This window comes from Arthrobacter sp. zg-Y238 (assembly GCF_024385525.1).
GTDB classification, from domain to species: Bacteria; Actinomycetota; Actinomycetes; order Actinomycetales; family Micrococcaceae; genus Arthrobacter_B; species Arthrobacter_B jinronghuae.
In genome coordinates this window covers 155,812-181,051 of the sequence record NZ_JANFLU010000010.1, presented here as the reverse complement: position 1 = coordinate 181,051, position 25,240 = coordinate 155,812, and the positions used below count along the sequence as shown (strand labels likewise).

Annotated in this window: 21 protein-coding genes and 1 riboswitch; of the genes, 14 read left to right on the top strand and 7 right to left on the bottom strand. The window is 66.6% G+C overall.

The window, feature by feature from the left end:
- On the top strand, positions 1-2,535 hold the full coding sequence (locus tag NNX38_RS09715) for an ATP-binding protein (RefSeq protein ID WP_255797799.1): 2,535 nt from the start codon (positions 1-3) through the stop codon (positions 2,533-2,535).
- Positions 2,532-3,206: a response regulator gene (locus NNX38_RS09710; RefSeq protein ID WP_255797798.1), complete on the top strand. Its 675-nt coding sequence runs from the start codon at positions 2,532-2,534 to the stop codon at positions 3,204-3,206. The genes NNX38_RS09715 and NNX38_RS09710 overlap by 4 nt, the downstream gene beginning before the upstream one ends.
- Positions 3,207-3,293: 87 nt before the next feature.
- Here NNX38_RS09710 and NNX38_RS09705 read toward each other — a convergent pair whose 3' ends face one another.
- Positions 3,294-4,151, bottom strand: a complete 858-nt coding sequence (locus NNX38_RS09705) for a LysM peptidoglycan-binding domain-containing protein (protein WP_255797797.1) — start codon at positions 4,149-4,151, stop codon at positions 3,294-3,296.
- A 3-nt stretch (positions 4,152-4,154) separates the two neighbouring features.
- Positions 4,155-4,299: riboswitch (cyclic di-AMP (ydaO/yuaA leader) on the bottom strand.
- A 590-nt stretch (positions 4,300-4,889) separates the two neighbouring features.
- Here NNX38_RS09705 and NNX38_RS09700 point away from each other — a divergent pair.
- Together NNX38_RS09700 and ligD are read left to right on the top strand one after the other, a co-directional pair.
- The gene (locus NNX38_RS09700; protein ID WP_255797796.1) at positions 4,890-6,071 is read left to right on the top strand and encodes an MFS transporter; all 1,182 of its coding nucleotides are present in this window, start codon (positions 4,890-4,892) and stop codon (positions 6,069-6,071) included.
- A gap of 46 nt (positions 6,072-6,117) precedes the next feature.
- Positions 6,118-7,140: a non-homologous end-joining DNA ligase gene (ligD, locus tag NNX38_RS09695; RefSeq protein ID WP_255797795.1), complete on the top strand. Its 1,023-nt coding sequence runs from the start codon at positions 6,118-6,120 to the stop codon at positions 7,138-7,140.
- Here ligD and NNX38_RS09690 read toward each other — a convergent pair.
- Positions 7,137-7,364 carry a sulfurtransferase TusA family protein gene (locus NNX38_RS09690; protein WP_229952011.1) on the bottom strand — a complete coding sequence of 76 codons (228 nt, stop codon included), beginning with the start codon at positions 7,362-7,364 and terminating at the stop codon, positions 7,137-7,139. The genes ligD and NNX38_RS09690 overlap by 4 nt on opposite strands.
- Before the next feature lie 34 nt (positions 7,365-7,398).
- Positions 7,399-8,451 (bottom strand): YeeE/YedE family protein, encoded by a 1,053-nt coding sequence (locus NNX38_RS09685; RefSeq protein WP_255797794.1) that lies wholly within the window; start codon positions 8,449-8,451, stop codon positions 7,399-7,401.
- Between the two features lie 261 nt (positions 8,452-8,712).
- On the opposite strand from NNX38_RS09685, the gene NNX38_RS09680 reads away from it, so the two are divergent.
- Positions 8,713-9,477 carry a glycosyltransferase family A protein gene (locus tag NNX38_RS09680; protein ID WP_255797793.1) on the top strand — a complete coding sequence of 255 codons (765 nt, stop codon included), beginning with the start codon at positions 8,713-8,715 and terminating at the stop codon, positions 9,475-9,477.
- Here NNX38_RS09680 and NNX38_RS09675 read toward each other — a convergent pair.
- Positions 9,437-10,381: an alpha/beta fold hydrolase gene (locus NNX38_RS09675; RefSeq protein WP_255797792.1), complete on the bottom strand. Its 945-nt coding sequence runs from the start codon at positions 10,379-10,381 to the stop codon at positions 9,437-9,439. The two genes, NNX38_RS09680 and NNX38_RS09675, sit on opposite strands and share 41 nt — an antisense overlap.
- 166 nt (positions 10,382-10,547) lie before the next feature.
- On the opposite strand from NNX38_RS09675, the gene NNX38_RS09670 reads away from it, so the two are divergent.
- On the top strand, positions 10,548-11,360 hold the full coding sequence (locus NNX38_RS09670; protein WP_255797791.1) for a 1-acyl-sn-glycerol-3-phosphate acyltransferase: 813 nt from the start codon (positions 10,548-10,550) through the stop codon (positions 11,358-11,360).
- A gap of 59 nt (positions 11,361-11,419) precedes the next feature.
- On the opposite strand, the gene NNX38_RS09665 is transcribed toward NNX38_RS09670, so the two are convergent.
- A complete protein-coding gene (locus NNX38_RS09665) occupies positions 11,420-12,259 on the bottom strand; it encodes an SDR family oxidoreductase (protein WP_255797790.1) in 840 nt (279 codons plus the stop codon).
- A 76-nt stretch (positions 12,260-12,335) separates the two neighbouring features.
- Positions 12,336-12,989, bottom strand: a complete 654-nt coding sequence (locus NNX38_RS09660; protein ID WP_255797789.1) for an SDR family oxidoreductase — start codon at positions 12,987-12,989, stop codon at positions 12,336-12,338.
- A gap of 186 nt (positions 12,990-13,175) precedes the next feature.
- Here NNX38_RS09660 and NNX38_RS09655 point away from each other — a divergent pair, with 186 nt between their 5' ends.
- Positions 13,176-14,693, top strand: a complete 1,518-nt coding sequence (locus NNX38_RS09655) for a carboxylesterase/lipase family protein (RefSeq protein WP_255797788.1) — start codon at positions 13,176-13,178, stop codon at positions 14,691-14,693.
- A gap of 1 nt (position 14,694) precedes the next feature.
- On the opposite strand, the gene NNX38_RS09650 is transcribed toward NNX38_RS09655, so the two are convergent.
- A complete protein-coding gene (locus tag NNX38_RS09650; protein ID WP_255797787.1) occupies positions 14,695-15,588 on the bottom strand; it encodes an arginase family protein in 894 nt (297 codons plus the stop codon).
- Positions 15,589-15,674: 86 nt separating this feature from the next.
- On the opposite strand from NNX38_RS09650, the gene abc-f reads away from it, so the two are divergent.
- The 7 genes from abc-f (at position 15,675) to NNX38_RS09615 (ending at position 25,229) form a co-directional block, all read left to right on the top strand.
- Positions 15,675-17,312 carry a ribosomal protection-like ABC-F family protein gene (gene abc-f, locus NNX38_RS09645; protein ID WP_255797786.1) on the top strand — a complete coding sequence of 546 codons (1,638 nt, stop codon included), beginning with the start codon at positions 15,675-15,677 and terminating at the stop codon, positions 17,310-17,312.
- A gap of 620 nt (positions 17,313-17,932) precedes the next feature.
- Positions 17,933-19,450, top strand: coding sequence for a carboxylesterase/lipase family protein (locus NNX38_RS09640; protein ID WP_255797785.1), 1,518 nt, complete (start codon positions 17,933-17,935; stop codon positions 19,448-19,450).
- 98 nt (positions 19,451-19,548) lie between these two features.
- Complete coding sequence (gene lpdA, locus NNX38_RS09635; RefSeq protein WP_255797784.1) at positions 19,549-20,949, top strand: dihydrolipoyl dehydrogenase; 1,401 nt, start codon at positions 19,549-19,551, stop codon at positions 20,947-20,949.
- A 36-nt stretch (positions 20,950-20,985) separates the two neighbouring features.
- Positions 20,986-22,518, top strand: coding sequence for a DUF4389 domain-containing protein (locus NNX38_RS09630; protein ID WP_255797783.1), 1,533 nt, complete (start codon positions 20,986-20,988; stop codon positions 22,516-22,518).
- Between the two features lie 79 nt (positions 22,519-22,597).
- A complete protein-coding gene (locus NNX38_RS09625; RefSeq protein ID WP_255797782.1) occupies positions 22,598-23,422 on the top strand; it encodes a hypothetical protein in 825 nt (274 codons plus the stop codon).
- Between the two features lie 120 nt (positions 23,423-23,542).
- Positions 23,543-23,992, top strand: coding sequence for an acyl-CoA thioesterase (locus NNX38_RS09620; RefSeq protein WP_227921835.1), 450 nt, complete (start codon positions 23,543-23,545; stop codon positions 23,990-23,992).
- Between the two features lie 70 nt (positions 23,993-24,062).
- Positions 24,063-25,229, top strand: coding sequence for a glycosyltransferase (locus NNX38_RS09615; protein ID WP_255797781.1), 1,167 nt, complete (start codon positions 24,063-24,065; stop codon positions 25,227-25,229).
- Positions 25,230-25,240 lie beyond the last annotated feature (11 nt).

The window sequence follows — 25,240 nt, the reverse complement described above, 5'->3', positions numbered from 1 at the left end:
ATGACGCGAGGACAACTGAGGGTTTTTCTGGGGGCGGCACCCGGCGTAGGCAAAACCTACGCCATGCTCGAAGAGGGGCGCCGCCTCCGGGATGAGGGATCCGACGTCGTCATCGCGCTGGTTGAAACGCATGGACGTGCCGGGACGGCCGCCGTGGCCGAAGGCCTGGAGACCGTCCCGCGCGCCGTCCTGCGCCACCGCGGGCTGGAACTGCAGGAGATGGACCTGCCTGCCGTCCTGGCCCGGGCGCCTGAATACGCGCTGGTGGATGAACTGGCCCATACCAACGTGCCCGGGCTGCAGCACGAGAAGCGGTGGCAGGACGTGCAGGCCCTGCTCGACGCCGGGATCAACGTCCTGTCCACCGTGAACATCCAGCACATCGATTCCCTGAACGACGTGATCGAGCAGATCACCGGCACCCTGCAGGCCGAAACCGTGCCGGACGCCGTCCTGCGCGGAGCCGAACAGGTGGAGCTGGTGGACCTCACGCCGCAGTCGCTGCGCGGCCGCCTGGCCGACGGCGTCATTTATACCGCCGAACGGGTGGACGCGGCCCTGTCCAACTATTTCCGCCTCGGAAACCTGACGGCGCTGCGCGAACTGGCGCTGCTGTGGCTGGCCGACGAGGTGGATTCGGCCCTGAACCGCTACCGCGAAGAGCACGGCATCAGCAGCAAATGGGAGGCACGGGAGCGGGTGGTGGTGGCGCTCACCGGCGGCCCCGAAGGGCGCACCCTGCTGCGCCGCGGGGCACGGATTGCTGCCCGGTCCGCCGGCGGCAAGCTGCTGGCCGTCCACGTCTCCGGAGCCGACGGACTGCGCGGGCCGGAACCGGCAGAGCTGGCCGCACAGCGGCTCCTGGTGGAAAAGCTCGGCGGCAGCTTCCACCAGGTCGTGGGCAACGACGTTCCGCGTGCACTGGTGGACTTTGCCCGCAGCGTCAATGCCACCCAGCTGGTGGTGGGCGTCAGCCGGCGCCCCCGGATCGCCGCCCTGCTGTCCGGGCCGGGAATCGGCGCCACGGTCATCCGTGAGTCCGGCGACATTGACGTGCACATGGTCTCGCATTCGGCCGCCGCCCGGACCCTGGTACTCCCGCATTTCGGCAGCGCCCTCTCGGTGCGCCGGCGCCTGCTGGGCTTCGCCTTCGCCCTGGTGGGCGGCCCGCTGCTTACGGCCGGGCTGGTCACGGCCCGAAGTTCCGAAACGATCACCGGCGACGTGCTGAGCTACCAGCTGCTGGTCATCCTGGTGGCCCTGGTCGGCGGCATCTGGCCGGCGCTGTTCGCCGCCCTGCTCTCGGGCCTGACCCTGGACTTCTTCTTCATCCAGCCGCTCTATACCGTTACCGTCGCCACGCCGTCGCACATGCTTGCGCTGGGACTCTACGTCGTAAACGCGATGCTCGTCAGTTACGTGGTGGATGCCGCCGCCCGGCGCGCCCGCACCGCCCGGCGTTCGGCGTCGGAATCCGAGCTGCTGGCGTCCGTCGCCGGCAGCGTGCTGCGCGGGGAGGACGCACTGGGTGCCCTGGTGAGCCGCACCCGCGAGGCCTTCAATGTGAGCGCCGCACGTATCCGGTCAGAGGGTGAAGACCTGTATGCCGACGGCGACTGGCCGGCCTCCGTCTCTCCCGACGACCCCGCCTTGACCCGCCTGCCGGTCGGGGAGCGGTGCTTCCTGGACCTGTGGGGGCGCGAACTGGCGGCGTCTGACCGGCGGCTGCTGGCGGTCATCACCGCGCAGATGGAGGCAGCACTGGAACACCGGGAACTGACAGAAACCGCCAGGGGACTGGGCTCCCTGGCCGCGGCGGACAAGGTCCGCACGGCGCTGCTGGCCGCCGTCGGGCACGACCTGCGCCGTCCGCTGACCGCCGCGACCGCGGCCGTCACCGGCCTGCGGGCCACGGACGTCACCTGGTCCGAGCAGGACCGCAGCGAACTTCTTGCCACCGCCGAGGAATCGCTGGCGTCCCTTTCCGGCCTGGTCACCAGCCTGCTGGATGTGAGCAGACTGCAGGCCGGCGTCGTGGGCGTGAGCCTGGAGCCGCTGAATGTCGTGGATGCGGTGCTGCCCGCACTCGAGGAGCTGGAACTGGGCCCGGCGGACGTGGAACTGGAGATCCCCACGGTTCCCCGCGTGGTCCTGGCGGATCCGGTGCTGCTGCAGCGGGTGCTGGTCAACCTGCTGGCCAATGCGGTGCGCTTCAGCCCGGACGGCGTCAAATGCGTGCTGTCCGTCAGCGAGTTTGCCGGCCGGGTGGAAATCCGCGTCATAGACTCGGGACCGGGCGTTCCGGAGCAGCGGCGGGGTGAGATCTTTGTGCCCTTCCAGCGGCTGGGGGACATCGATAACTCGACCGGGCTCGGCCTGGGCCTGGCCCTGGCCAAGGGATTTACGGAAGGAATGGGCGGAACACTGGAAACCGAAGACACCCCCGGCGGCGGACTGACCATGGTCCTCTCACTGCCGGCCGCCAGGCACCGCGTCCCCGCGGGTGGACAACACTCCCCGGCGGTGGCCGGATGAAGATCCTGATCGCCGACGATGACGTGCAGATCCTCCGGGCGCTGCGGATCACCCTGAGCGCCTACGGCTATGAGGTAGTGACAGCGGAAAGCGGCAGTGCCGCAATCCGGAAGGCCGTGGACACCCATCCGGACCTGTTGGTGCTGGACCTGGGCATGCCGGGGCTCAGCGGCATGGATGTCATCGAGGCCGTCCGCGGCTGGAGTGCCGTGCCCATCCTGGTGGTCTCGGGCCGGATCGACCCGGCGGACAAGGTCCGGGCGCTGGATCTGGGGGCGGATGACTACGTCACCAAACCCTTCTCCACCGAGGAGCTGCTGGCCCGGATCCGGGCGCTTTCCCGCCGATCGCCCGCGGCTGCCGGACCCAGCGAAATCACGTTCGGAACGGTGCGGGTGGACCTCGCCGCGCGGCGCATCGCCCGGCTCGACGACGGCTCGGACATCCGCCTGACGCCCACCGAGTGGCGGTTCCTGTCCGAACTGCTCGCCCATCCGGGGATGCTGGTCACCCAGCAGGCGCTGCTGACCAATGTCTGGGGGCCCGGCACCACGGACTCGGGCTATCTGCGGCTGTACATCGGACAGCTGAGGCGGAAACTGGAGCGTGACCCTGCTGCTCCGGAGCATCTGCTCACCGAACACGGCATGGGCTACCGGTTTGTCCCCTGATGCATCCGGGGGCTGGCCGCTTAACGCAATGAGCGCCCGGCCCTTGCGGGTCGGACGCTCATTTTGGCGCTGTGGGGCTAGGAAGCCTTATGCGCGGTAGAACACGGGGCCGGAGCCGACGTTGACGGACTGGACTACGGTCTGGTTGCCGTTCCAGCCGCTGTGGATGGCCTCGCCGTTGCCGATGTAGATGGCAATGTGGGCCAGGCCCATGCCGCCGTCAGCGTAGTAGACCATGTCACCGGGCTCCGGGGTGGAGACCTGGGTGCCGTAGGCGGCCAGCTGTGCGGGACCGAGGTCTCCGACGCTGTGGCCTGCGGCGCGCAGGGCAACCTCAACCAGGACGGTGCAGTCCTGGGCTGCGCCCAGCTGCGACTGTGCCGAAGCCAGCATGATGGCATTGGTGCCGCTGGCTGCGGGGGTTGCTGCAGCCGGCGTGATGTTGGTGGACTGGGTGGTGACCACACCGGTGTTGGCGGGCTCAGCCGGTGCAGCTACTGCAGCTGCCGGAGCGGCGTAGAACGCAGCGGGTGCGGCAGCCGGAGCAGCTTCGCCGGCAACGGTGATGACGTCGCCGGGGTAGATGATGGATGCCAGGGACAAGCCGTTGAGTGCCAGGACGGAGTCCAGGCCAACGCCGTAAGCGGCGGAGATCTGGCCCAGGGTGTCACCGGATACAACGGTGTGGGTGGCGGCAGCAGCTGCGGGGGCAGCTACCGGTGCGGCTTCCACCGGTGCGGCAGCTACCGGAGCAGCCGGTGCAACGGCCTGTGCCGGGGTGTAGTTGTCGTTGGCGACAACACCGGCGGAGGCCGGTGCGGCCATACCGAGCATGATGCCGGAGCCGGCAACGACGACGGCTGCGGTGCTGCCGATGGTCCGTGCACGGCCTGCTGCGACGGTGTTCTCGGCGCGGTGGCGTCCACGAGTCTTGTTGAAAGTCATGTAATAACCTCTCCCGATACCTGCGAGGTGAGCTGTCGGATTCGGATGGGAGACACCCGGCCGCCGGTGAAACCGGAGACTTAACCCCAAGGATTCAAGGAACCCATAATTGGTTCCCCCGCCTCTGCCGTGGTTGTGCGTTCTGTGGACCCCGGGACCAGCGGCAGAGCTAGGTAACAAGCCCGGGGGAGCCGCATCAGAAAGCGGCATGGGTATAACCGTACAAGATAGTTACGGTTGGATAACCATTGTGTGATCTGCTTCTCTCGGGCGTGTGATCGGGGGCGCGATATGCTACCCGAAATAGGCCTCAACGGCCACTTCGGCCTGCTCCAGTCTCAATATTAACAGCGTCGCCCTTTATGCCGATCGGCCCGCAGTTTCCAGGCGTCGTGGCAGGTGTTACGCGTGTGATCCCACTAGTAACAGCTGTATCACTACTCCGGAAACGGCGTCCAGCCCGGTGCGACTTGGGGCCGGAGAATTCCACCCTCCGGTACAGGAGTGACTGATGTTTTCCCCTGCGTCACAACCGCACCAGTGCACGGGCAAAAAGTGTCCGGGATCACTGAAATTTCCTCCAATCCAGCCCGTGGGCGGAGGCAGCAGGCCGATTTCCCGGCCGGCGGAGACGGCGCGTAAGGTTGTTAGGCGGCCTTTCAATCTGGGTCGCTTGTTCCGAGCAAACAGGAGAAGGCAGTGGCTGGCAGCGGTTCTAAATTATGGACTAGGGGATTTGTGCTGGCGATCATCACCAATCTCTTTATCTCACTGGTGTTTTATCTATTGATGACCACCATGGCGCTCTATACGGTGCAGGAGTTCTCCGCATCCGACAGTGCCGCCGGATTCGCTTCCGGATCCTTCGTCCTCGGTGCCTTGGCGGCAAGGGTGTTCGCCGGCAAGTTCCTGGACTTCGTGGGGCGGCGGAGGCTGCTGGTCGTGAGCCTTGCGGTGTTCGTGGTCGCGTCGCTGCTGTACATCCCCGCGTCCAGCCTGGCGCTGCTCCTGACCGTCCGGATCCTGCACGGCATGGCATTCGGAGCGGCCAGCACGAGTATTTCCGCCTCCGTAATGGGATTGATTCCCGTTCACCGGCGGGGTGAGGGCACCGGCTACTTCGGCATCTCCACCACGCTGGCCACTGCAGTGGGCCCGTTCCTGGCCGTGTTCCTGGCGGAGTCCGTCAGTTACCGCGCGCTGTTCCTGTTTGCTGCCGGCTGCGCTGCCGTCGCACTGGTGTTGTCCCTGGTGCTGTCCCTGCCTGAACGCACGCCAACCGCCGAGGAACAGGAGAACAAGTGGCGGATGCACCTAACGGACATCATCGATCCGTCGGCCCTGGCCATTGCATCGGTGATGTTTATTGCCGGCGCGGCTTATGCCGGCATCCTCTCCTTCCTGAACTCCTACGCGCAGACAGAAGGCCTGGTGCTCGGCGCCAGCCTCTTCTTTGTGGTCTATGCGTGCGTGGTGCTGGTTTCACGGCTGTTTGTGGGGCGCATCCAGGACCGGCACGGCGACAACGCCGTGGTCTATCCCACGCTCGTGTCCTTCGCCGTCGGCCTGGCGCTGCTGGCCTACGCCCCCAATGACACGGTGATGGCCCTGGCCGGCGTGTTCGTGGGGTTCGGCTTCGGTGCGCTGATGCCGTGTGCGCAGGCGATTGCCGTGACGACGGCGCCGCCGGCTCGAATCGGCCTGGCCACGTCCACATTCTTCATCCTGATGGATGCCGGGGTGGGCCTTGGCCCGCTGCTGCTGGGAATGCTCCTGCCGCTGATGGGATTCCACGGCATGTACTGGGTGCTGGCCGCCGTCCTGCTGGCCTCCACGGTGCTGTACCACTTTGTCCACGGGCGGAAGAACTACCGGCCCGGCGCACCGTCGGAACCGGTACCGGCGAAGCCTGCCGCCTGACACGGTAACCTCTTTCCCACACTGTCCGATGAGGGAAAGCAGAGCCATGGCACGCGAGGAAACCACCTTGACCGTTCCCGGCCCGGAGGGGGAGCGGCAGGTCCGCATCTCCAGTCCGGGACGGGTCCTCTGGCCGAATCCCGGAATCACGAAACTGGATCTGGCCCGTTATCTCGCGGAGGTGGGCGAGGCATTCATCCGGGCCAACGGCGGCCGGCCCGTCTCGCTGGAGCGCTTTCCGGAGGGCATCGACGGCGAGGTGTTCTTTTCCAAGAATCCGCCGCGTGGAATGCCGGACTGGATGCGCGCCGTCACCGTGAAATACCCGAGCGCCCGTTCACACCCGCAGGTGGTGCTGGATGAGCCGGCCGCCGCGGTGTGGGCGGCCCAGATGAACACGGTGGTTTTCCATCCCTGGCCGTCAAGGGCGGAAGATACCGACAACCCGGACCAGCTGCGGATCGACCTCGATCCCCAGCCGGGCACGGATTTCGACGACGCCGTGCGTCCGGCCCGGGAACTGCGGTCCATCCTCGCGGAGGCCGGGCTCGACGCGTTCATCAAGACCTCGGGCAACCGGGGCATCCACCTGTTCGCCCCGATCCGGCCGGAGCGTGAATTCCTGGACGTCCGGCACGCGGTGATTGCGGCGGCCAGGGAGGTGGAGCGCCGGATGCCGGACAAGGTGACCACGGCCTGGTGGAAGGAGGAGCGCGGCCAACGCGTGTTCGTGGACTTCAACCAGGCCAACCGCGACCGCACCATGGCGGGTGCGTACAGCCCCCGGGCGCTCCCGAACGCACCCGTCTCCTGCCCGATCACCTGGGATGAACTGGAAAGGGTGCATCCGGGGGACTTCACGATGCAGACCGTCCCGGAGCGGCTGCGCACTGTCGGGGACCCCTGGGCGGAAATGTCAGCCCGGCCGGGGTCCATCGACGTCCTGCTGGACTGGTGGGAACGGGACCTGGCCAACGGGCTGGGCGAGCTGCCCTTCCCGCCGGACTATCCGAAGATGCCGGGGGAGCCGCCGCGGGTCCAGCCCAGCCGTGCCCGTCGGAAGGACTAGGCCTTCTGCACCGTGATGGACCACTCCGCGGGACCGCGCTTGGAGAAATCCGTGACCGGGTAGCCGCTCTCCGCAGCCCAGCGCGGAATGGCGTCCGTGGCCTGGGTGCAGTCGAAGTGGATGACGAGTTCGTCGCCGCTCGTAAGCGTTGTCATGGCCTGCTTGGCCTCCACGAGGGGGAAGGGGCAGACGGATCCGTTGGTTTCCAGGGTGACCTGTGCCATGGTGTATTTCCTTTTCTAGCTTTTGGTGGGGGAATTAGACGCCGACGGGAACGCGTGCGGAGGCAGGCGCCGGGCGGCGGTTCATGATGGTGAGTCTCGCAGCCACGCCGGTGCCGAGGATCATGAAGATCAGCGCGGTCCAGCCCTGGAAGGTGAACTGGGCCGTCTGCACCATGGCGTTGCCGATGGTGCAGCCTCCGGCCAGGGCGGCACCGATGCCCATCAGGGCACCGCCGCCGAGGCTCTTGACTGCCGTGGCGGCGTCGGGGACCCGGACCCGGAATTCGCCGCTGCCTTTGGCTGCGATGAAGGAGCCGAGCAGGATGCCGATGACCAGGTACACGCCCCAGTCCACGAGTTCGGCGTCGCCGGTGACCAGGTAGCTGACCAGCTTGGAGGAGGGGGTGGTGATGCCCAGGCCGTCCTCCCGGCCGGTGGCCCAGCTCAGCGGCCAGGCTGCCGTGGCAATGAGCCCGATGACAACGGCAGTGGCGAAGGCATTCCACGGCTTTTCGAACAAGAGGTGCGCCAGTCCGGTTTTCGACGCCGGCAGGGCGGCCATGGCGAATTTCGGCTTGGCCAGGTGGTGCCGGACGGCCAGGGCCACCGCAGCCACAAGCACCGCCACGAACAGCCACGGGGAGATACCCAGGACGGAGTAGAAATTGCTCTGCTCCACGGTCACGGAGCGCATTGCGGTGTTGAAGCCGGCCAGGGGCCCGGTCTTCATGATCGCGGCGAACAGTGCGTAGGAGATCAGCGCCAGCCAGCTGCCGACCAGGCCCTCACCGGCGCGGTAGTAGGTTCCGGTGGCGCAGCCGCCGGCCAGCACGATGGCAAAGCCGAAGATGAAGCCGCCCACGATGGTCGCCAGCCAGGGGAACGCCTCGGCCTGCAGGGTAATGACGCCGGCAGCGTCCAAGGCGAATACGCCGACGCTCTGCACGGCAACAACCACCAGGAACGCGGTGAGCCAGCGGGTATTGCGTGTGACCCAGACATCCCGGAAGGCACCGGTGACGCAGAAGCGGCCCCGCTGCATAACGAATCCGAGTGCCAACCCGACCAGCAGGCCTGAAATAAGCATTGAAACTGCTCCTAGGAGAAAGGGGAGATGCCGCGGCAACGTGCCGCAGTTGAGCAACGCTAGTCCGGGTGCTTTCGGGCCGCCAAGGAATATGGCCCCGCATGTCCGCGGATTAAGCGCCGTGACGGCTTAGGTGGACAAAGGCGGCACCGGAGTGCACCACTTGACCGTGCCGCCCGCCTGCAGCCTTCCCGTCCGTGGCCGGGGGAAGCATGCGGTGGCAGAATCGGAGGGCAACGGACAACCGGCAGCCAGGACGCGATGTCGACTATTACAGTGGTGATCCCCTCCCATAACGACGCCGCCATGCTTGCTGCGTGCCTGCGCGCGGTGGCCCGGCAGACACGGCAGCCGGACGAGGTGCTGGTAGTGGACAACGCCAGTACCGATGCGACGGCGGACGTCTGCCGGGCAGCGGGCGTCCGCAGGATCTACGAGCCCGACGTCGGTGTCGCCTCCGCTACTTTCCGCGGCTTCGATGAGGCGGGCGGTGAATGGCTGGCCCGCCTGGACGCAGACTCGGTGCCTCCGCCGCACTGGCTGGAGCATCTGGAAGCGGATCTCCTCGAGGCCGGCAAAGACACCGCTGTCACCGGACCGGGGGAGTTCTACGGCTCCGGGCCGGTGGTCCGGTGGATAGCGGAAACCCTCTACATCGGCGGCTACCGCTGGTCCATGAACCTGTTGCTGGGGCACCCGCCGCTCTTCGGGTCCAACTTCGGCCTGCACCGGAGCATGTGGATACGGCTAAGGAACCGGGTGCACCGGGGAGATCCCCGCGTGCATGATGACCTGGACCTCTGTTATCAGCTTCGTCCCGGGATGTGGGTCCGCTGGGACCCGGATCTGCGCGTAGGTGTATCCGCCCGGCCCTTTGACACGTGGCGCGGACTGGGGCGGCGGGTTTCCATGGCCTGGACCACGTTCAAGCTCGACTTCGAGCAGGAGCCGCCGTGCCGGCGTCGGCGGGAGCGTGCACGCAGCCTCAGCCGGCGGAATCGAACAGGTGCAGCAGGTCCCGCGTGAACTGGTAGGGCGATTCCTCGCTGGGGCTGTGTCCGCTGCCGTAGGACGCAAAGGATGCTCCGATACCGGCGGCGAACTCCCGGTGCAGCCGCAGCGGCCAGACATCATGCTCGCCCACGGCCACGAACTTCGGGAGGCGGGCCGCTCGAAGGTCCGCCCGCAGGTCCGGGGCGTGCCGCATCAGCCCCACCATGTCCCGGATGGAGTCTTTCCGGGTGCGGGTGAACCGGTGCGACACAAACGCCATCCGGCCGGGGGATGCCCCAATGAAGTTACGCTGCACGCCCCAGACAATCAGGTCCGCGCTGATCCGGTCCCCGACGAACGGGGCGGCCCAGCCGATACGGCTTACACCGCGGAAACTCTGGCCGCCGCCGGGCGGACAGCCAAGCAGGGTGATGCTGCGGAACAGGTCCGGCCGCTGCAGCAGGGCCAGTTGCGCCACGATGCCGGCGAACGAGTAGCCAACCACGTGGGCCGGGCCGCAGGCAGTCAGCACGGATATCAGGTCACCCGTGAACAGCTCGTAGTCGTACCGGTCCCGCGGCGGCCGCAGATGCTCGGGGCCGGCGTCGGCGGACTCGTACTGGCCGGCGAGGTCGAAGCTGAAGGCGAAGTATCCCGCCGCTGCCAGCTCCGCCAGCATCAGTGAGAAGTCTTCCTTTGATCCCATGGCCCCGGGCACCAGGACCACCGCCGGACTTCCTGCGTCTCCCATGCTGATGGCCGCGAGGGACCCGCTGGGTGCCGGAAACCGGGAACTGACGCAACCGGCAGGAAGTGCGGACCAGTCGACGTCGCCGAGTTGCGCGTCTCGGGCGGCAGCAGGATCAGCCGGGGCAGCCGGTTCGGTGCGCAGCCTTGCACCCGGCCCCCGGCCGGCGAACCTCCCGCGTATCACCATGGCTAAAAGATAGCCGCCAACCTGGTCCGCGTCTGCTGAACCCGGGCCCGGGGAGCGCGGGGCGGGTCATTTCCGCGCGGCGCGGACAAGCAGGACAGCAGCCATCGGCCGCCGCGGTAGAATTTCGTTGCCTGCCCCGAAAATCCGCCCGACTCAGGAGCCGACGTTGCCCGCAAAGCGTAACCCCAACAAGTTCGTCTATCGAGGCATCGTATTTACGGGCCTCACTGCCCGCAGCCTCTTTAGGGTCCCCGTGATCCCCTCCGGCCTGGAGAACCTTCCCGCAGAGGAAGAAATCCGCGGCCTGAACCGGACCGTCGTCCCCGGCAAGGGCGCAGTGGTGGCCATCACGCACTTCGGCTACCTGGACTTTGCGTTCGCGGAGCTCCTGATGTGGAGGAAGCTGAAGGTCCACATGCGGTTCCTCGTCACCAAGAAAGCCACGAAGAAGAAGTTCGTCAAGGCTGTCTGTGACTGGTGCGAGCACGTGGTCGTGGACCGTGCCGACGGCGCAGCAGCCTACAAGGAATCCGTTGAAAAGCTGCGCGGCGGTGATTACCTTGCGGTCCTGCCCGAGGCAGGCGTCAGCCGCAGCTTCACCGTGCGGCAGCTGAAGACCGGCGCCGTGCGCATGGCCGCCGAAGCCGGTGTGCCGATCATTCCGGTATCGGTCTGGGGCGGTCACCGCATGCTGACCCGCGGACACGGCCTGAGCATCAAGGCCGCCTGGAAAAATCCGGTGCGCGTGCACGTAGGGGAAATGATCCGCGTTGAAACGGATGCCGACGTCGTCGAAGAGACCCGTCGGCTGCAGGAGGAACTGCAGGAGGGAATCGACTACTGCATCGATACCTACCCGGTGACGCCCGAGCCCGGAGCCTGGTGGATGCCGCGGAGCCGCGGCGGCAGCGCCATGGCCGTTGAGGAACAGCAGATCCTCGACGCCGCGGACCGCGAAAAGTACAAGATCACCGGTTAACACCGCAGAAACAACAACGGCAGCCGCAGGTGCGGCTGCCGTTGTTGTTGGTGGACCGGCTACAGGATCGGGTTGCCGCCGGTGACGGCAATCCGGGCACCGGAAATGTAGCTGCCGTCATCCGACGCGAGCAGGACGTAGGCCGGCGCCAGTTCGGCCGGCTGTCCCGGGCGTCCCAGCGGGGTGTCGGCCCCGAAGGAACCCACCTTGTCCGCGGGCATAGTGGCGGGAATCAGCGGGGTCCAGATGGGGCCGGGGGCCACGCTGTTGACGCGGATGCCCCGCTCGCCCAACAGCTGGGACAGGCTGGCGGAGAAGTTGGCGATGGCGGACTTCGTGGCCGAGTACGGTGCCAGGGTGGGCACCGGCATGTCCGAGTTCACCGAGGAGGTACCGATGATGGACGAACCCGGTGCCATGTGCGGCAGTGCAGCCTTGACCAGGTAGAACATCGCGTTGATGTTGACCTTGAAGGTGTACTCCCATTCCTCGTCCGGGATCTCCTCGATGGTTTCGTGATCCATCTGGAACGCGGCGTTGTGGATCAGGATGTCCACCTTGCCGAATTCTTCAACGGCCGTGCTGATGACCTTGCGGCACTGCTCGGCCGTGTCCAGGTCGCCCCGGACCAGGACGGCCCGGCGGCCGGCCTCTTCCACCAGGCGCGCGGTGTCCTGCGCGTCCTCGTCTTCACTCAGGTAGGAAATCAGGACGTCGGCGCCTTCGCGCGCATAGGCGATGGCCACAGCCCTGCCAATGCCGCTGTCGCCGCCGGTAATGACCGCCGCTTTGCCCTGGAGCTTGCCGCTGCCTCGGTACGAGTCTTCGCCGCAGTCGGGAACGGGCGTCATCTGCGCCTGGGTTCCGGGTACTTCCTGCTGCTGTTCCGGTTGGTTCATGGGGGAATCCTTCGGTTGGCGTGGATAGGGGGACTATAGGGACGGCCGTGGCTGCAGTGCCGGAGAAGATCCCTGCCTAGGCGAGGGAATCCAGGGCCTCGGCAACCGGCGTCGAGCCGTTGTTGAACTCGATCGTCTTGCCGGCGGTGTCGGGGCGCTCGAGGACTTCGGCGGCCACGTGGGCAACGTCTTCACGCGAAACGGACGTGCCCTCAACTCCTGCTCCCGTTTCGATCCGGCCGGTGCCGGGATCCATGGTCAGCGCGCTGGGGCCAAGGATGGTCCAGTTCAGGCCGCTGGCCCGCAGGTGCTCATCGGCGTCGGCCTTAGCTTCGGCGTAGGCAAAGAACCCGTCGTCTTCGGGAACCCCATGGTCCTTGCCGGCACCGAAGTAGGAAACCATCACATAGCGGCCGGCTCCGGCTGCTTCTGCGGCGTCCATGGAGCGGATCGCGGCGTCCCGGTCCACGGCGAAAGTGCGTTCGGGGGTGCCGCCCCCGGCTCCGGCGCTCCAGACGACGGCGTCCTGCCCGCGGAGCAGTTCGGTGATCTGGTCGGTGGAGAGGTTTTCCACGTCGGCGACGACGGCTTCCGCGCCGGTCTTTTCAACATCGGCTGCATGTTCCGGATTGCGGAAGAGCGAGGTGACGGTGTGACCTTTGTCGGTCAGCCGGCGGGCCAGGTGCAGGGCTACTTTTCCGTGACCTCCGATAATGGCGATGCGGGACATATGTTTCTCCTTTAGGTTGGTGACGGTCCTTCCACCATAAGCATGCTGTCGAATTTTTGCAGGGTTCTGCCCCTGCCGTCCGCCAAGGGCTTAGCAGTTCGTGCGAATAGCATGGGCGGGGATAGCGGCGGCCTCCGGCGCTTGGTTATGATCGCGCTGGGCTCGAAAAACCGCGGAAGGAACGCTGTGGCAACAACTACGGCTCAGCCGGACCTCACTGTTTCGACGTCGGACGGAATGGTGCAGGGAATAGTGGTGAACGGTGTGCGGGCGTGGCGCGGAATCCCGTACGCGGCCCCGCCCGTCGGCGACCTGCGGCTGCGCCTGCCCCGTCCGGTACAGCCATGGGAGGGTGTGCTGGACGCCGGCAGGTACGGTCCCGTGCCGCCCCAGGAACCCGGACTGCCGTCCATGGGTGCGGGCCGGAAAACTCCAATGGACGAAGACTGCCTCACCATCAACGTCACCGCACCGTTGGACAATGCTCCGCCGCGCCCCGTCCTGGTGTATTTCTACGGCGGCGGATTCACCATCGGGGCCGCTTCTGCCGCAGCCTATGACGGCACGAATCTCGTGGAGCGCGGGGACGTGGTGTACGTCTGCATGAATTATCGGCTGGGAGCACTGGGGTTCATGGATTTCCGCCGGTATTCGACGCCGGAGCGGCCCTTCGACGTCAACGTCGGATTGGCGGACCAGGTCGCGGCCCTGCGCTGGGTGCAGCGCAACATTGCCGGCTTCGGAGGGGATCCGGAGAACGTGACGGTTTTCGGCGAGTCTGCCGGCGGCATGTCGATTACTGCGCTGATGTGCGTTCCGTCTGCCGAGGGGCTCTTCCACCGGGCCTTCGTGCAGAGCTCGGCACCGGCTACTGCCTACGGCCCCGGCCTGCCGGAAAAGTGGGCGGGCAGCCTGATCGAACTGTTGGGGGTCTCCGATGAGGAAGCACCGAATGCCTTGGCCTCGTTGCCTGCGGAGCGCCTGGTGAAGGCAGTCGGCCGGCTCACCCGCAAGGTCACACCGGAATCCGAGCCCGGCGCCCTGGCCGTGGCGCCGGTAGTCGACGGGGAATTCCTGCCGCTGCATCCCATCGATGCCTTCCGGACGGGCAAGGCACACCGGATCCCGCTGGTCATCGGCAATATGTTCCGCGAAGGTGCGTTGTTCGACCGGGTCCAGGACGTTCTCCCCACCACGGAGGAACGGATTGACACAATGTTTGCCCGCACGGAACCGGAGCTTAAGGCACGCGTCCTCGCCGCCTACCCCGGCTACCCCTCAAAGCACGCAGCCGTGGACGTAGGGGGCGATGTGGTCTTCTGGCTTCCCAGTGTCCAAGTGGCGGAAGGGCACTGCTCCTATGCGCCCACGTGGTCCTACCGGTTTGACTACGCCCCGCGGGTGGCGGGCCTGCTGGGGATCGGCGCCACCCACGGTATGGACACCCCGGCTGTGTTCGGCAACTACACCACCGGGCTTGGCCGGTTCCTGACGCTGCCGGGCAGCAAACGCACTACCGTTTCCGTTGGCAACCGGTTCCGCGGCGCGCTGCTGCGCTTTGCCCGCACTGGAAATCCGGGACTCTGGCCGGCCTACGGGATCGGGACGCGCGCAACCAAGGTCTTCGACGACACCGACCGTGTTGTACAGGATCCCCACCGGAACCGCCGCGAAGCTTGGAACGGCTACCGCGGCTACCGCTGACCTAGACCGGCAGGTCCCGCAGCAGTCCGCCCAGGCGAAGAAGCTCCAGCGGTGCATGCTGGGCGAGCGAGAGGCCGACTATCTCGCCGGCATCGCCCAGGGCATCCATAATCCGAAGCAGGTCCGGCACCCGCATGCCCCGGGTGCCGTTACCCGTTGTTCCCGTGAAATCCCTCCGGTCCAGCACATCCAGATCCACGTGGATGGCCAGCCTGGTTGCTCCGGTGAGTGCCAGCCAATCCAGGATGCGGCGGGTGTCCTCCGGGGTGTCCGTGATGCCCACGCTGGAAATGCCCAGCCGGTGCTTATTGGCCATGCCGGGATCCTGCCAGTCCTGCAGGCCGATGTGGAGGACGTTCGACGGCGCCACCACAGCCGGCAGCGCGGCCAGGAATTCGGCGTCGCCCTCCCCGGCGAGCGTCGACAGGGACATGGAACGGAACCCGGTATAACTGTCGCCAGGGATCCCGGTATCCGGGTGCGCGTCCACCCACAGCACCGCAAGGTCCGGTCCGTACCTGGCGGCCAGGTAGCTGAACGGCGCCACACTCACCGAACATTCCCCGCCGAAGGTCACCACTGACGCCGGATCGGCTTCCGACACCAACCGGAGCCCTTCCCGCAGCTGGCGCAGGACCGCCTCGCGGGCATAGATGCCGTCCACCGTCTCCACTGCCTCATCCGATGTGTCGGTGCTGACCGGCACAAAGGCGGTGGGTCCTTCATGGGCGGGGGAGAGCAGCTCGAGCAGGGCCGGTCCCAGATGGTACGAAAGCTGGGTCTGGTGCGGCTGGCCCGCAGGCAGCGAACCGACGGCGCCTGCTCCGGCGGCGCCCTGCCACTGCGGAAAGATCAGCCGAAGGGCCCCGGGCCCGGATGGATGCATGGAGGTCATGATCGTCCTTAGGTGCGGAACAGGTGATTACCTTACCGCCGGCGACCCGGGCCGAGACAGGTGCGTGCACAAAATAGAATGGAGGAATGACTGCAACCCTCGTCGCCCGGGACCTTTCCGGCGGCCACGCCCACCGCACCCTTTTCGAGCATCTTTCCCTCACTGTCGCGCCGGGGGACGTCGTGGGCGTGGTGGGCGCGAACGGTGCCGGCAAATCGACGTTGCTGCGGTTGCTCGCCGGAGCGGCCGAACCGCAGGCCGGCACGGTCAGCACATCTCCCGCGGACGCCTTCGTGGGCTGGCTGCCGCAGGAGCACGAACGGCTGGCCGGGGAAACCGTCGGCGCGTATCTGGCCCGCCGTACCGGGGCGGCGGCTTCCACCGTTGCCATGGAGGCTGCTGCCGAAGCGCTGGGATCCGGACTCCCCGGTGCGGATGACACCTATGCGGCTGCACTGGACCGGTGGTTGGCGTCCGGTGCAGCCGACCTGGAAGACCGGGCACCCGCCGTACTGGCAGACCTTGGCCTGCAGCTCGGCCTGGACACCGAGATGGCCGGGCTTTCGGGCGGGCAGGCGGCACGCGTGGCGCTGGCCGCCCTGCTGCTGAGCCGCTTCGACATTGTCCTGCTCGACGAGCCCACCAATGACCTTGACCTGGGCGGCCTGGCGCGCCTGGAACAGTTTGTCCGCGGACTCCGCGGCGGCGTCGTACTGGTGTCCCATGACCGTGAATTCCTCGCTCGGTGCGTAACCACCGTGGTGGAGCTGGACCTGGCGCAGAACAGCGTGGCGGTCTACGACGGCGGCTACGAGGCGTACCTGGAGGAACGCGCCGTCGCCCGCCGGCATGCCCGCGAGGCCTACGACGAGTTCGCTGACAAAAAAGCGGACCTGGTCTCCCGTGCCCGGACCACCCGGGAATGGAGTTCGCAGGGCGTGCGCAACGCCATGAAGAAGAACCCTGACAATGACAAGATCAGGCGCAAGGCCAGCACTGAATCATCCGAAAAGCAGGCACGTAAAGTCCGCCAGATGGAGTCACGCATCGCCCGGCTGGACGAGGTGGAGGAACCGCGCAAGGAATGGCAGCTGCAGCTGCGCATCGGATCGGCGCCCCGCTCCAGCTCGGTGGTGTCCACGTTGAACGACGCCGTGCTGGCCCGGGGCGGATTCACCCTCGGTCCGGTATCGGTACAGGTGAACGCCGGGGAGCGGATCGGCATCACCGGTCCCAACGGTGCCGGCAAATCCACGCTGCTGCGGCTGCTGCTGGGACGCGAGGTGCCCGACGCCGGCACGGCCTCCCTGGGTGCCTCAGTCGCCGTGGGGGAAATCGATCAGGGCCGCGGCCAGCTTCCGGCCCATCTACCGCTGGGGGAGGCCTTTGAGGCGGCCGTTCCGGAACTCACGTCCGCGGAGGCACGCACTCTGCTGGCCAAGTTCGGACTCAAGGCCGATCAGGTGGCCAGCCGCGTCGACGCACTCTCCCCGGGGGAACGTACCCGCGCTTCGCTGGCCCTCCTGCAGGCCCGGGGCGTGAACCTGCTGGTCCTGGACGAGCCCACCAACCATCTGGACCTGCCCGCCATCGAGCAGCTCGAAGAGGCGCTGGAAAGCTACGAAGGGGCCCTGCTGCTGGTCTCCCACGACCGGCGACTGCTGGAAAATGTCCGCCTCGACACCCGCTGGGAAGTCACGGACGGAAAGGTCAGCGCAGCCTAGCCCCGTTGCCGCCGGGTGTCGGTCGAATCCCGCGCCGGGCTTCGACCCGGCAGTACGGTGCCGGATGTGATACAAAGTATGCTGTGACGCATCCTTGGGAGGTGCGGAACGTAGGTCTCGGGCGATTTCACGGAAGAAGTGTCCTCATGGCTCCACGGATGGAATACCGCAGTGCCGCCTCAGCGGCCCGCGGAAGCATCGGCAAAACGGATCAGCGCGGGTGCGCAGGAAATCCGGGCGCGCAGTTTGGCCGCGTCGGAACCGCCCTGTGAAGGCGTTAAGGTCGGGGGAAGTTCCCGTCCTGATCCTTGTCTGGATGTTGTGCGTCGGAACCGATTGGTCAACCGGCACAAAGATCGCCCTCAACGTCGCAGCAGTCGCTGGGTTCTGCCTTCGGGAAGTCATTGTGCACCGCCGCCTGGCGGCGAGGCCCGCCCATGGACGGCGCAGCGCCGGTTCCCGGCAGCTCGTCACTGCAGCCTAGGCGCCGGCTCGTACAGCAGGACCAGGATGTTGGGCCGGGGACGGCCGGCAGCGGGTCCTGATCTGGTGGCCCCATCGACGCACGCCTATCGTAGGTAGTCGCAAGGCAGGGGTTCCCCGGCTGAAATGAGTCGATTGTGGCTATTGACGTTGCGTCACTGGTGGTTGAAACCGGCAGCGGGCTGGTACAGGGCATAGTGGACGACGGCGTGCGCACGTGGCGCGGCATTCCCTACGCGGCCCCGCCGGTCGGTGACTTCCGCCTCCGTGCACCGCAGCCGCCTCAGAGCTGGAGCGGTATCCGCGACGCCGGCAGCTTCGGACCGGTTCCTCCTCAGTCCAAGGCGCCGAGCCTCACCGGAACCCGGCGCCGGGTGGCCATGGATGAGGACTGCCTGTCCTTGAATGTCTCTGCACCGCTGGAACCTGCGGACGGTCTGCTGCCGGTCCTGGTCTACCTCTACGGCGGGGCCTTCAGTTCCGGATCCTCGGCGGAGCCGACGTACCGGGGAACAAGACTGGTCCGGGACGGCGGCGTGCTCTACGTTTCGCTCAACTACCGCATCGGCGCACTGGGGTTCATGGACTTCCGCGCGTATTCGACGCCGGACCGACCCTTTGATACCAACATGGGCCTGCGGGACCAGGTCGCCGCTTTGGAATGGGTGCAGCAGAACATCGAAGCATTCGGCGGAGACCCCAACAACGTCACCCTCTTCGGGGAATCCGCAGGCGGGCTCGCGGTCACCTCCCTGATGTGCGTTCCGAGCGCCCGGTCCCTGTTCCACCAGGCCTATGCGCAAAGCCCGGCACCATCGGCAGCCTATTCTCCGGAAATGCACGCGGGCTGGGCGGCTGACCTGCTGGAAATCCTCGGCGTCCCGCCCTCTGCTGCTGCCGACGCCCTGACCCGCCTGCCCGCGGCGAAACTGGTCAACGCCACCCGGAAACTGACCACGAAGATCGGCCCGGTCAAGCAACCCGGGTCCCTGAGCGTCTCACCGGTCATCGACGGCGACTTCCTGCCCAGATACCCCGTTGACATGTTCCTTTCCGGAGACTCGAATCCGGTTCCCCTGGTGCTGGGCACCATGGCCCGGGAAGGTGCGCTGTTCGCGAAGGTATCCAACATCCTGCCGTCCACGCCCGAACGGATCGAGAAGATGTTTGCCGGCACCGATCCGCAGGCCCGGGACCGGGTGGTGGCCGCGTATCCCGGCTATCCGTCCCGCCAGCGTTCAGTGGATATCAGCGGCGACCTGGTGTTCTGGTATCCCAGCCAAATGGTTGCCGAGGGGCACTCACGCGTTGCGCCTACCTGGGCATACCGCTACGACTACGCGACACCGGCAATGAACCTGCTGGGGTTCGGCGCCACCCATTCCTTCGATGTGCCGGTGATGTTCGGGGACATCGGCATCGGAACCGCAAAGGCCCTGACTCTGCTGGGCGGGGCAGAAGAGCTGAGAGCCCTGTCCAAACGCTTCCAGGGCTCGCTGCTGAGCCTGGCCCGGCATTCCCACCCCGGCAGCGACTGGCCGGCCTACGACGAAGCCCACCGGCAAACCCGTGTGTTCGACAAGCTGGACCGGATTGAGTCGGATCCGTTTCCCGAACGGCGCCGGGCCTGGACCGGCTACCGGGGCTACAACTGAACGTTCCCGGCACCCGTGCCCTCGGCGGCAGCCTCGTGAGAGCCTTAAGCCGGCTTAGAAAATTTTCCCGCACCCCCAGGCAAGGAGAGTTGGTTCCCATGAGCGAACATTACGACGTCGTGGTCCTCGGGGCCGGACCCGGCGGTTATGTGGCCGCCATCCGCGCGGCCCAACTGGGCTTGAAAACGGCAATAGTGGAGGAGAAATACTGGGGCGGCGTCTGCCTCAATGTCGGGTGCATTCCGTCCAAGGCACTGCTGCGCAATGCCGAACTGGCCCAGATCTTCACCAACCAGGCCAAGACGTTCGGCATGAGCGGTGACGTCAGCTTTGATTACGGGGCGGCATTTGACCGCAGCCGACAGGTGGCCGACGGCCGGGTCAAGGGCGTCCACTTCCTGATGAAGAAGAACAAGATCACGGAATACGACGGCCACGGCGTCTTCACCGACGACCACACCCTCGAGGTGGACCTGTCCAAGGGCGGCAGCGAGACCATCACCTTCGACAACGCGATCATCGCCACCGGAACCTACGTACGGCTGCTGCCCGGCGTCGAACTGAGCGAGAACGTGGTCACCTACGAAGCCCAGATCATGGACCGGGACCTGCCGAAGAAAATGGTGATCGTCGGTGCCGGGGCCATCGGGATGGAATTCGGCTATGTGCTGCGGAGCTACGGCGTGGATGTCACCATTATCGAATTCCTGGACCGTGCCCTGCCCAACGAGGACGTGGACGTCTCCAAGGAAATCACCAAGCAGTACAAGAAGCTCGGCATCCCCATCCTCACCTCCACCAAGGTTGAAACCGTGAAGGACAACGGATCGTCCGTGACGGTGGCCTATACGGATAAGAACGGCCAGCAGGGCAGCATCGAAGCTGACCGGGTGATGATGTCCATCGGCTTTGCCCCGCGTACCGAGGGTTTCGGCCTGGAGAAAACCGGGGTGGAACTCACGGAACGCGGCGCCGTCGGCATCGACGAGTACATGCGCACCAATGTTCCGCACATCTACGCCATCGGCGACATCACTGCCAAGCTCCAGCTTGCCCACGTGGCGGAGGCCATGGGCGTGGTGGCGGCAGAAACCATCGGCAAGGCCGAAACCCTGCCGCTGGGCGATTACCGCATGATGCCCCGTGCCACCTTCTGCCAGCCGCAGGTGGCAAGCTTCGGGCTCACCGAACAGCAGGCCCGCGACGAGGGCCATGACGTCCTAGTCAGCACCTTCCCGTTTACGGCCAACGGCAAGGCCCACGGGCTGGGCGAACCGGTGGGCTTCGTGAAACTGGTGGCCGACGCCAAGTACGGGGAGCTGCTGGGCGGGCACCTGATCGGCCCCGATGTTTCGGAACTGCTGCCGGAATTGACCCTGGCACAGAAGTGGGACCTGACAGCTGCCGAACTCGCCCGCAACGTGCACACCCACCCAACCCTCAGTGAGGCACTGCAGGAAGCTTTCCACGGACTGACCGGCCACATGATCAACTTCTAGCCGGGTACCGCTTTCCAGCGAGCGAAGGGCAATGCCATGAAGGCAGGCAGAATCGTTCTGGTCATCATTGGTTCCCTGCTGGTCCTTGCCGGACTGACGGCCGGGGTCGGTGCTGCTGCCTTGGGGATCCTCGCCGCTGCCCAGCGCGACGACGGCTACCTGTCCGTTCCCGAAGAGACCTACAGCGTCGGTTCCTACGCCCTGACCAGCCAGAGCTTCGAGGTGAGTCCGGGCGTCCGGCCGGAAGACAACGTCGCGACGGTGCAGGTCCGGGGAACCGACCCCGACGGCGAGCTGTTTATCGGCATTGCGTCCGAGGCCGACGTCGACCGGTACCTGGCCGGCGTCGCCCATTCGGAACTCGGGGACGTTACGTTCGAACCGTTCTCCGCGGAGTACGAGGAGATCCCGGGCACCGCCGCGCCGGCCCCGCCGGGGGAGCAGGACTTCTGGGCCGCCTCTTCCGCAGGAGCCGGCACGCAGGAGCTTGCCTGGCCGCTGCAACAGGGCGAGTGGACCGTTGTCGTGATGAACGCCGACGCCGCCCCCGGGGTCAGGGCGGACCTGCAGGCAGGCATCCTGTCGGATGTCCTGGGACCGCTCACCTTGTGGCTGGTCATCGGAGCCGTCATCCTGGTCCTCGGCGGCACGGCACTGATCCTTGCTGCCATTCTGACCGGCCGGAAGCATGGCGGAGAATACCCAGGACCCAGCGGCGGGCACGGTCCCTACGGTTACGGAGCAGCCCCGGTTCCCGCTTCCGCACAGCTGACTGCCGGAGGCACCGGGGCGCCGTATCCCGCCCGGCTCTACGGGGAACTGGACCCCGGGCTCTCCCGGTGGTTGTGGCTGGTGAAGTGGTTTCTGGCCATTCCGCACTACATCCTGCTGGCTTTCCTGTGGATCGCGTTCTGGGTAGCCACCGTCATTGCGGGTTTCGCCATCCTCTTCACTGCCCGTTATCCGCGGGCGCTCTTCGACTTCAACGTGGGGGTGCTGCGCTGGAGCTGGCGGGTGGCGTTCTATGCCTCAGGGGTGCTGGGCACGGACCGGTATCCGCCCTTCAGCCTGGAGCGGACCGACTATCCGGCCGATTTCGACGTCGCCTACCCGGAACGGCTTTCGCGGGGGCTGGTGCTGGTGAAGTGGTGGCTGCTGGTTATCCCGCAGGCGCTGATCGTGGGGGCGTTCACCGGGTCCGGCTATGTCATTGTGCGCCAAAACGGCCCGTTCGGCGGGTGGGACCGGAGCATGGGCGGCGGCGACGGCGGCTCAGCGGTGAACTGGGCAACGGACCCGGCCGGCGAAGGGCTGCGGTCGGCCGGCGGCTGGACAGTCGGCATATCCCTGCTGTCCCTGCTGGTCCTGGTTGCTGCAGTGGCACTGCTGTTCACCGGACGCTATCCGCGTCCGCTGTTCGACTTCGTTATGGGCCTGCAGCGGTGGTCCTACCGCGTCCTGGCGTACACGGCGCTGATGCGTGACGAATACCCGCCGTTCCGGCTGGACCAGGGACCGGCTGATAGCCGCGACCTGCCGGCTGTCGGGGACGCGGCACGTTCCGGCTAGCCGGCCAATCCGCCGCCGGCGAGGCAATCCCTTGCAGCAGCAGCACCCGCTGCGGGACCCGGTAGGGCATACTGGCCGCATGACGAGCTTGGAAGGGCCGCTTTCCGACCCGCAGTCCGGAGTTTGGATCGCGGAGCGGCTTGCTGAGCCCGGTACGGTTGCGGGCACCGTCCCTGGCGGGTTTGAGGCCTACGCGCGGGTTTTCCACCCGATCCGGGCGCAGCTGCTGGGCTGGCAGCAGGACGGACCGGTGCGTGTTGAGTCCCGCCCCATGCGCTGGGAGGAGCTGGCGGGGGTGCGCGGTACGGTTGCCCACCCGATGATGCAATGGGCCGCCATTCTTGCCGGCTACCGCAATCCGGTATCGAACGAACCGGGGTGGCACTACGAAGACCCGCTGGTCGGCGCGCTCCCGGCGGGCACGCTGGCCGAGGTCAGCCGCGTCCTCGGCGCCCACACGCAAACCCCCGGCAGTTGCTTCGCCGGGCTGTGGGACGGGTACGGCTGGGTGGCCGGCAGCGGGGAAACCCTTTCCCTGTCCGGCGCCGGCGACCGGGAGGCGCTGCCGCAGCCCTTCCGGGGCTACGATTCCGTGGAGACGGTGCGCCGCCTCGAACTGCCGCTGCGCGACTACCTGTTGTTTACCGGCAGCCTGGCGGTCTTTGCCGAACCGGGCTGGCAGGAGCACAACGGCTGGGACCCGATCCAGAGCCCCAACCTGCTCTGGCCGGCCGACGGCGCATGGTTCCTGGCTTCCGAGATCGACTTCGACTCCACGATCGTGGGCGGGTCGGCGGACCTGATCCGGGACCTGCAGCAGGCCGCAGGGCTCGAAGCCATGGAGGTTCCGCCGGACGGTGACCTGACCCACCTCGGCGACCAGCTGAATGAGGCCCCGGATTGAAGCGGCGGCACCGCGCCCGGGAGCGCCGTCACAGCAGCGTCAGACACCTAACAGGGGTCTGTGAGCAAGGCATCCATCGATCCGGCCAACGGGCAACAGTCCTGTGGATAAGCTGAATATATGCCCCTTGAGAACATCAATTTCCATACCCGCAAGTGGGTCCGCCCCGAGGACCTGAACGCCAACGGCACCCTGTTCGGCGGCAGCCTGCTGCGCTGGATCGACGAAGAAGCCACGGTCTACGCCATCCTGCAGATGGGCAACGGCCGGGTGGTCACCAAATTCATGTCGGAGATCAACTTCGTCAGTTCCGCAGTTCAGGGCGACCTGATTGAAATGGGGCTCACCGCAACCAAGTTCGGCCGTACGTCGCTGACCATGCAGGCAGAAGTGCGGAACATGATCACCCGCCGCAGCATCCTCACGATCGACAAGATCGTGTTCGTCAACCTGAATGAGGAAGGCAAGCCCGTCCCGCACGGGTACACCACCATCAGTTACGACCGCGACCGGCTGCCTTCCCACCACATCCCGCCGGTGCCGTTCGGCGCGGAACCCTTCTCCGCCTAGCGCCCCGCCTGCCTGTTACGGCCTGCCGCTGCCCGGGCCCGGCGGAAAATACTAAGGCATACTTAGTAATATGAGTCTTGAATTCCCCCTGCCGCAGGGGCACGCGGCAGACGGGAAACCACTGCGCATAGCCGTCCTGTCCCACCTGCACCACCCGATCTCCAGCCCGTTCCAGGGCGGGCTCGAAATGCACACCTCGCTGATGGCGGACGAGCTCGCCTCCCGCGGCCACGAGGTCACGCTCTTCGCCAAGGCCGGCTCCGTGTCCGCCGGCCGGGTGGTGGAGGTCCTCCCGGAAAACTTCGAATTCCGGCGCGGGTTGGCCCCCGAACGAATGCAGCGGCAGCAGCAGGCCCTGGACACCGCGCTGGGCTCCGCCGTTGCCGCGGTCCGGGACGGCGGTTTCGACGTCGTCGTGAACAACTCCTTGAGCCTGCTGCCCTACCTTCTGCTGGCGGATACACCGATGCTGACCATCCTCCACACCCCGCCGCTGCCGTGGATTGTGGACGCCGTAGAGGACGGACGCGCGCCGCTCTCACCGCTGCACCGCTTCGTCAGTGTTTCGGCCCGCAACGCCACCGGCTGGTCCCCGTACCTGCCGGACCTGCACGTCGTCCACAACGGCATCCGGCTGGCGGACTGGCCCGCAGGCACCGGACGCCGTACTGGAACCGTAGTCTGGGCCGGACGGGTCACCCCCGAAAAGGGCCTTCACATAGCGATCGATGCGGCTCGGATGGCAGGCATGGAACTGCACTTTGCCGGGCCGATCAGCGATGCGAAGTATTTCGAACGCACCGTTGCACCGCACCTCGGCCGCGGGGTGCAGCACGTTGGCCACCTTGACCACCGCGAACTGGCCGCCTTCCTCGGTTCCGGAGAGGTCTTCATTGCCTCGCCTGTCTGGTCCGAGCCCTTCGGATTAACCGCGCTGGAGGCGATGGCCTGCGGTACGCCGGTGGCTGCCCTGCCGCTGGGTGCCATGCCCGAGATCATCGACGCCGACGCCGGCCGGCTCGCCGAAGGCCTCGGTGCAGATGCCCTGGCCGCTGCCGTCACGGATGCCCGCCGGCTCGACCGAGATCGGGTACGGAAATCCGCTGCGCGCTTCAGCGCGTCCGCCATGGTGGATTCCTACGAGGAACAAATGCGGTCACTGCTCGAGCCGGACGGACTACCGTCGGGCTCCGCCCTGCCCGCCGCCGGTCATCCCGACGCCGCCCTCGTGCCGTAACAGGAGCAGTA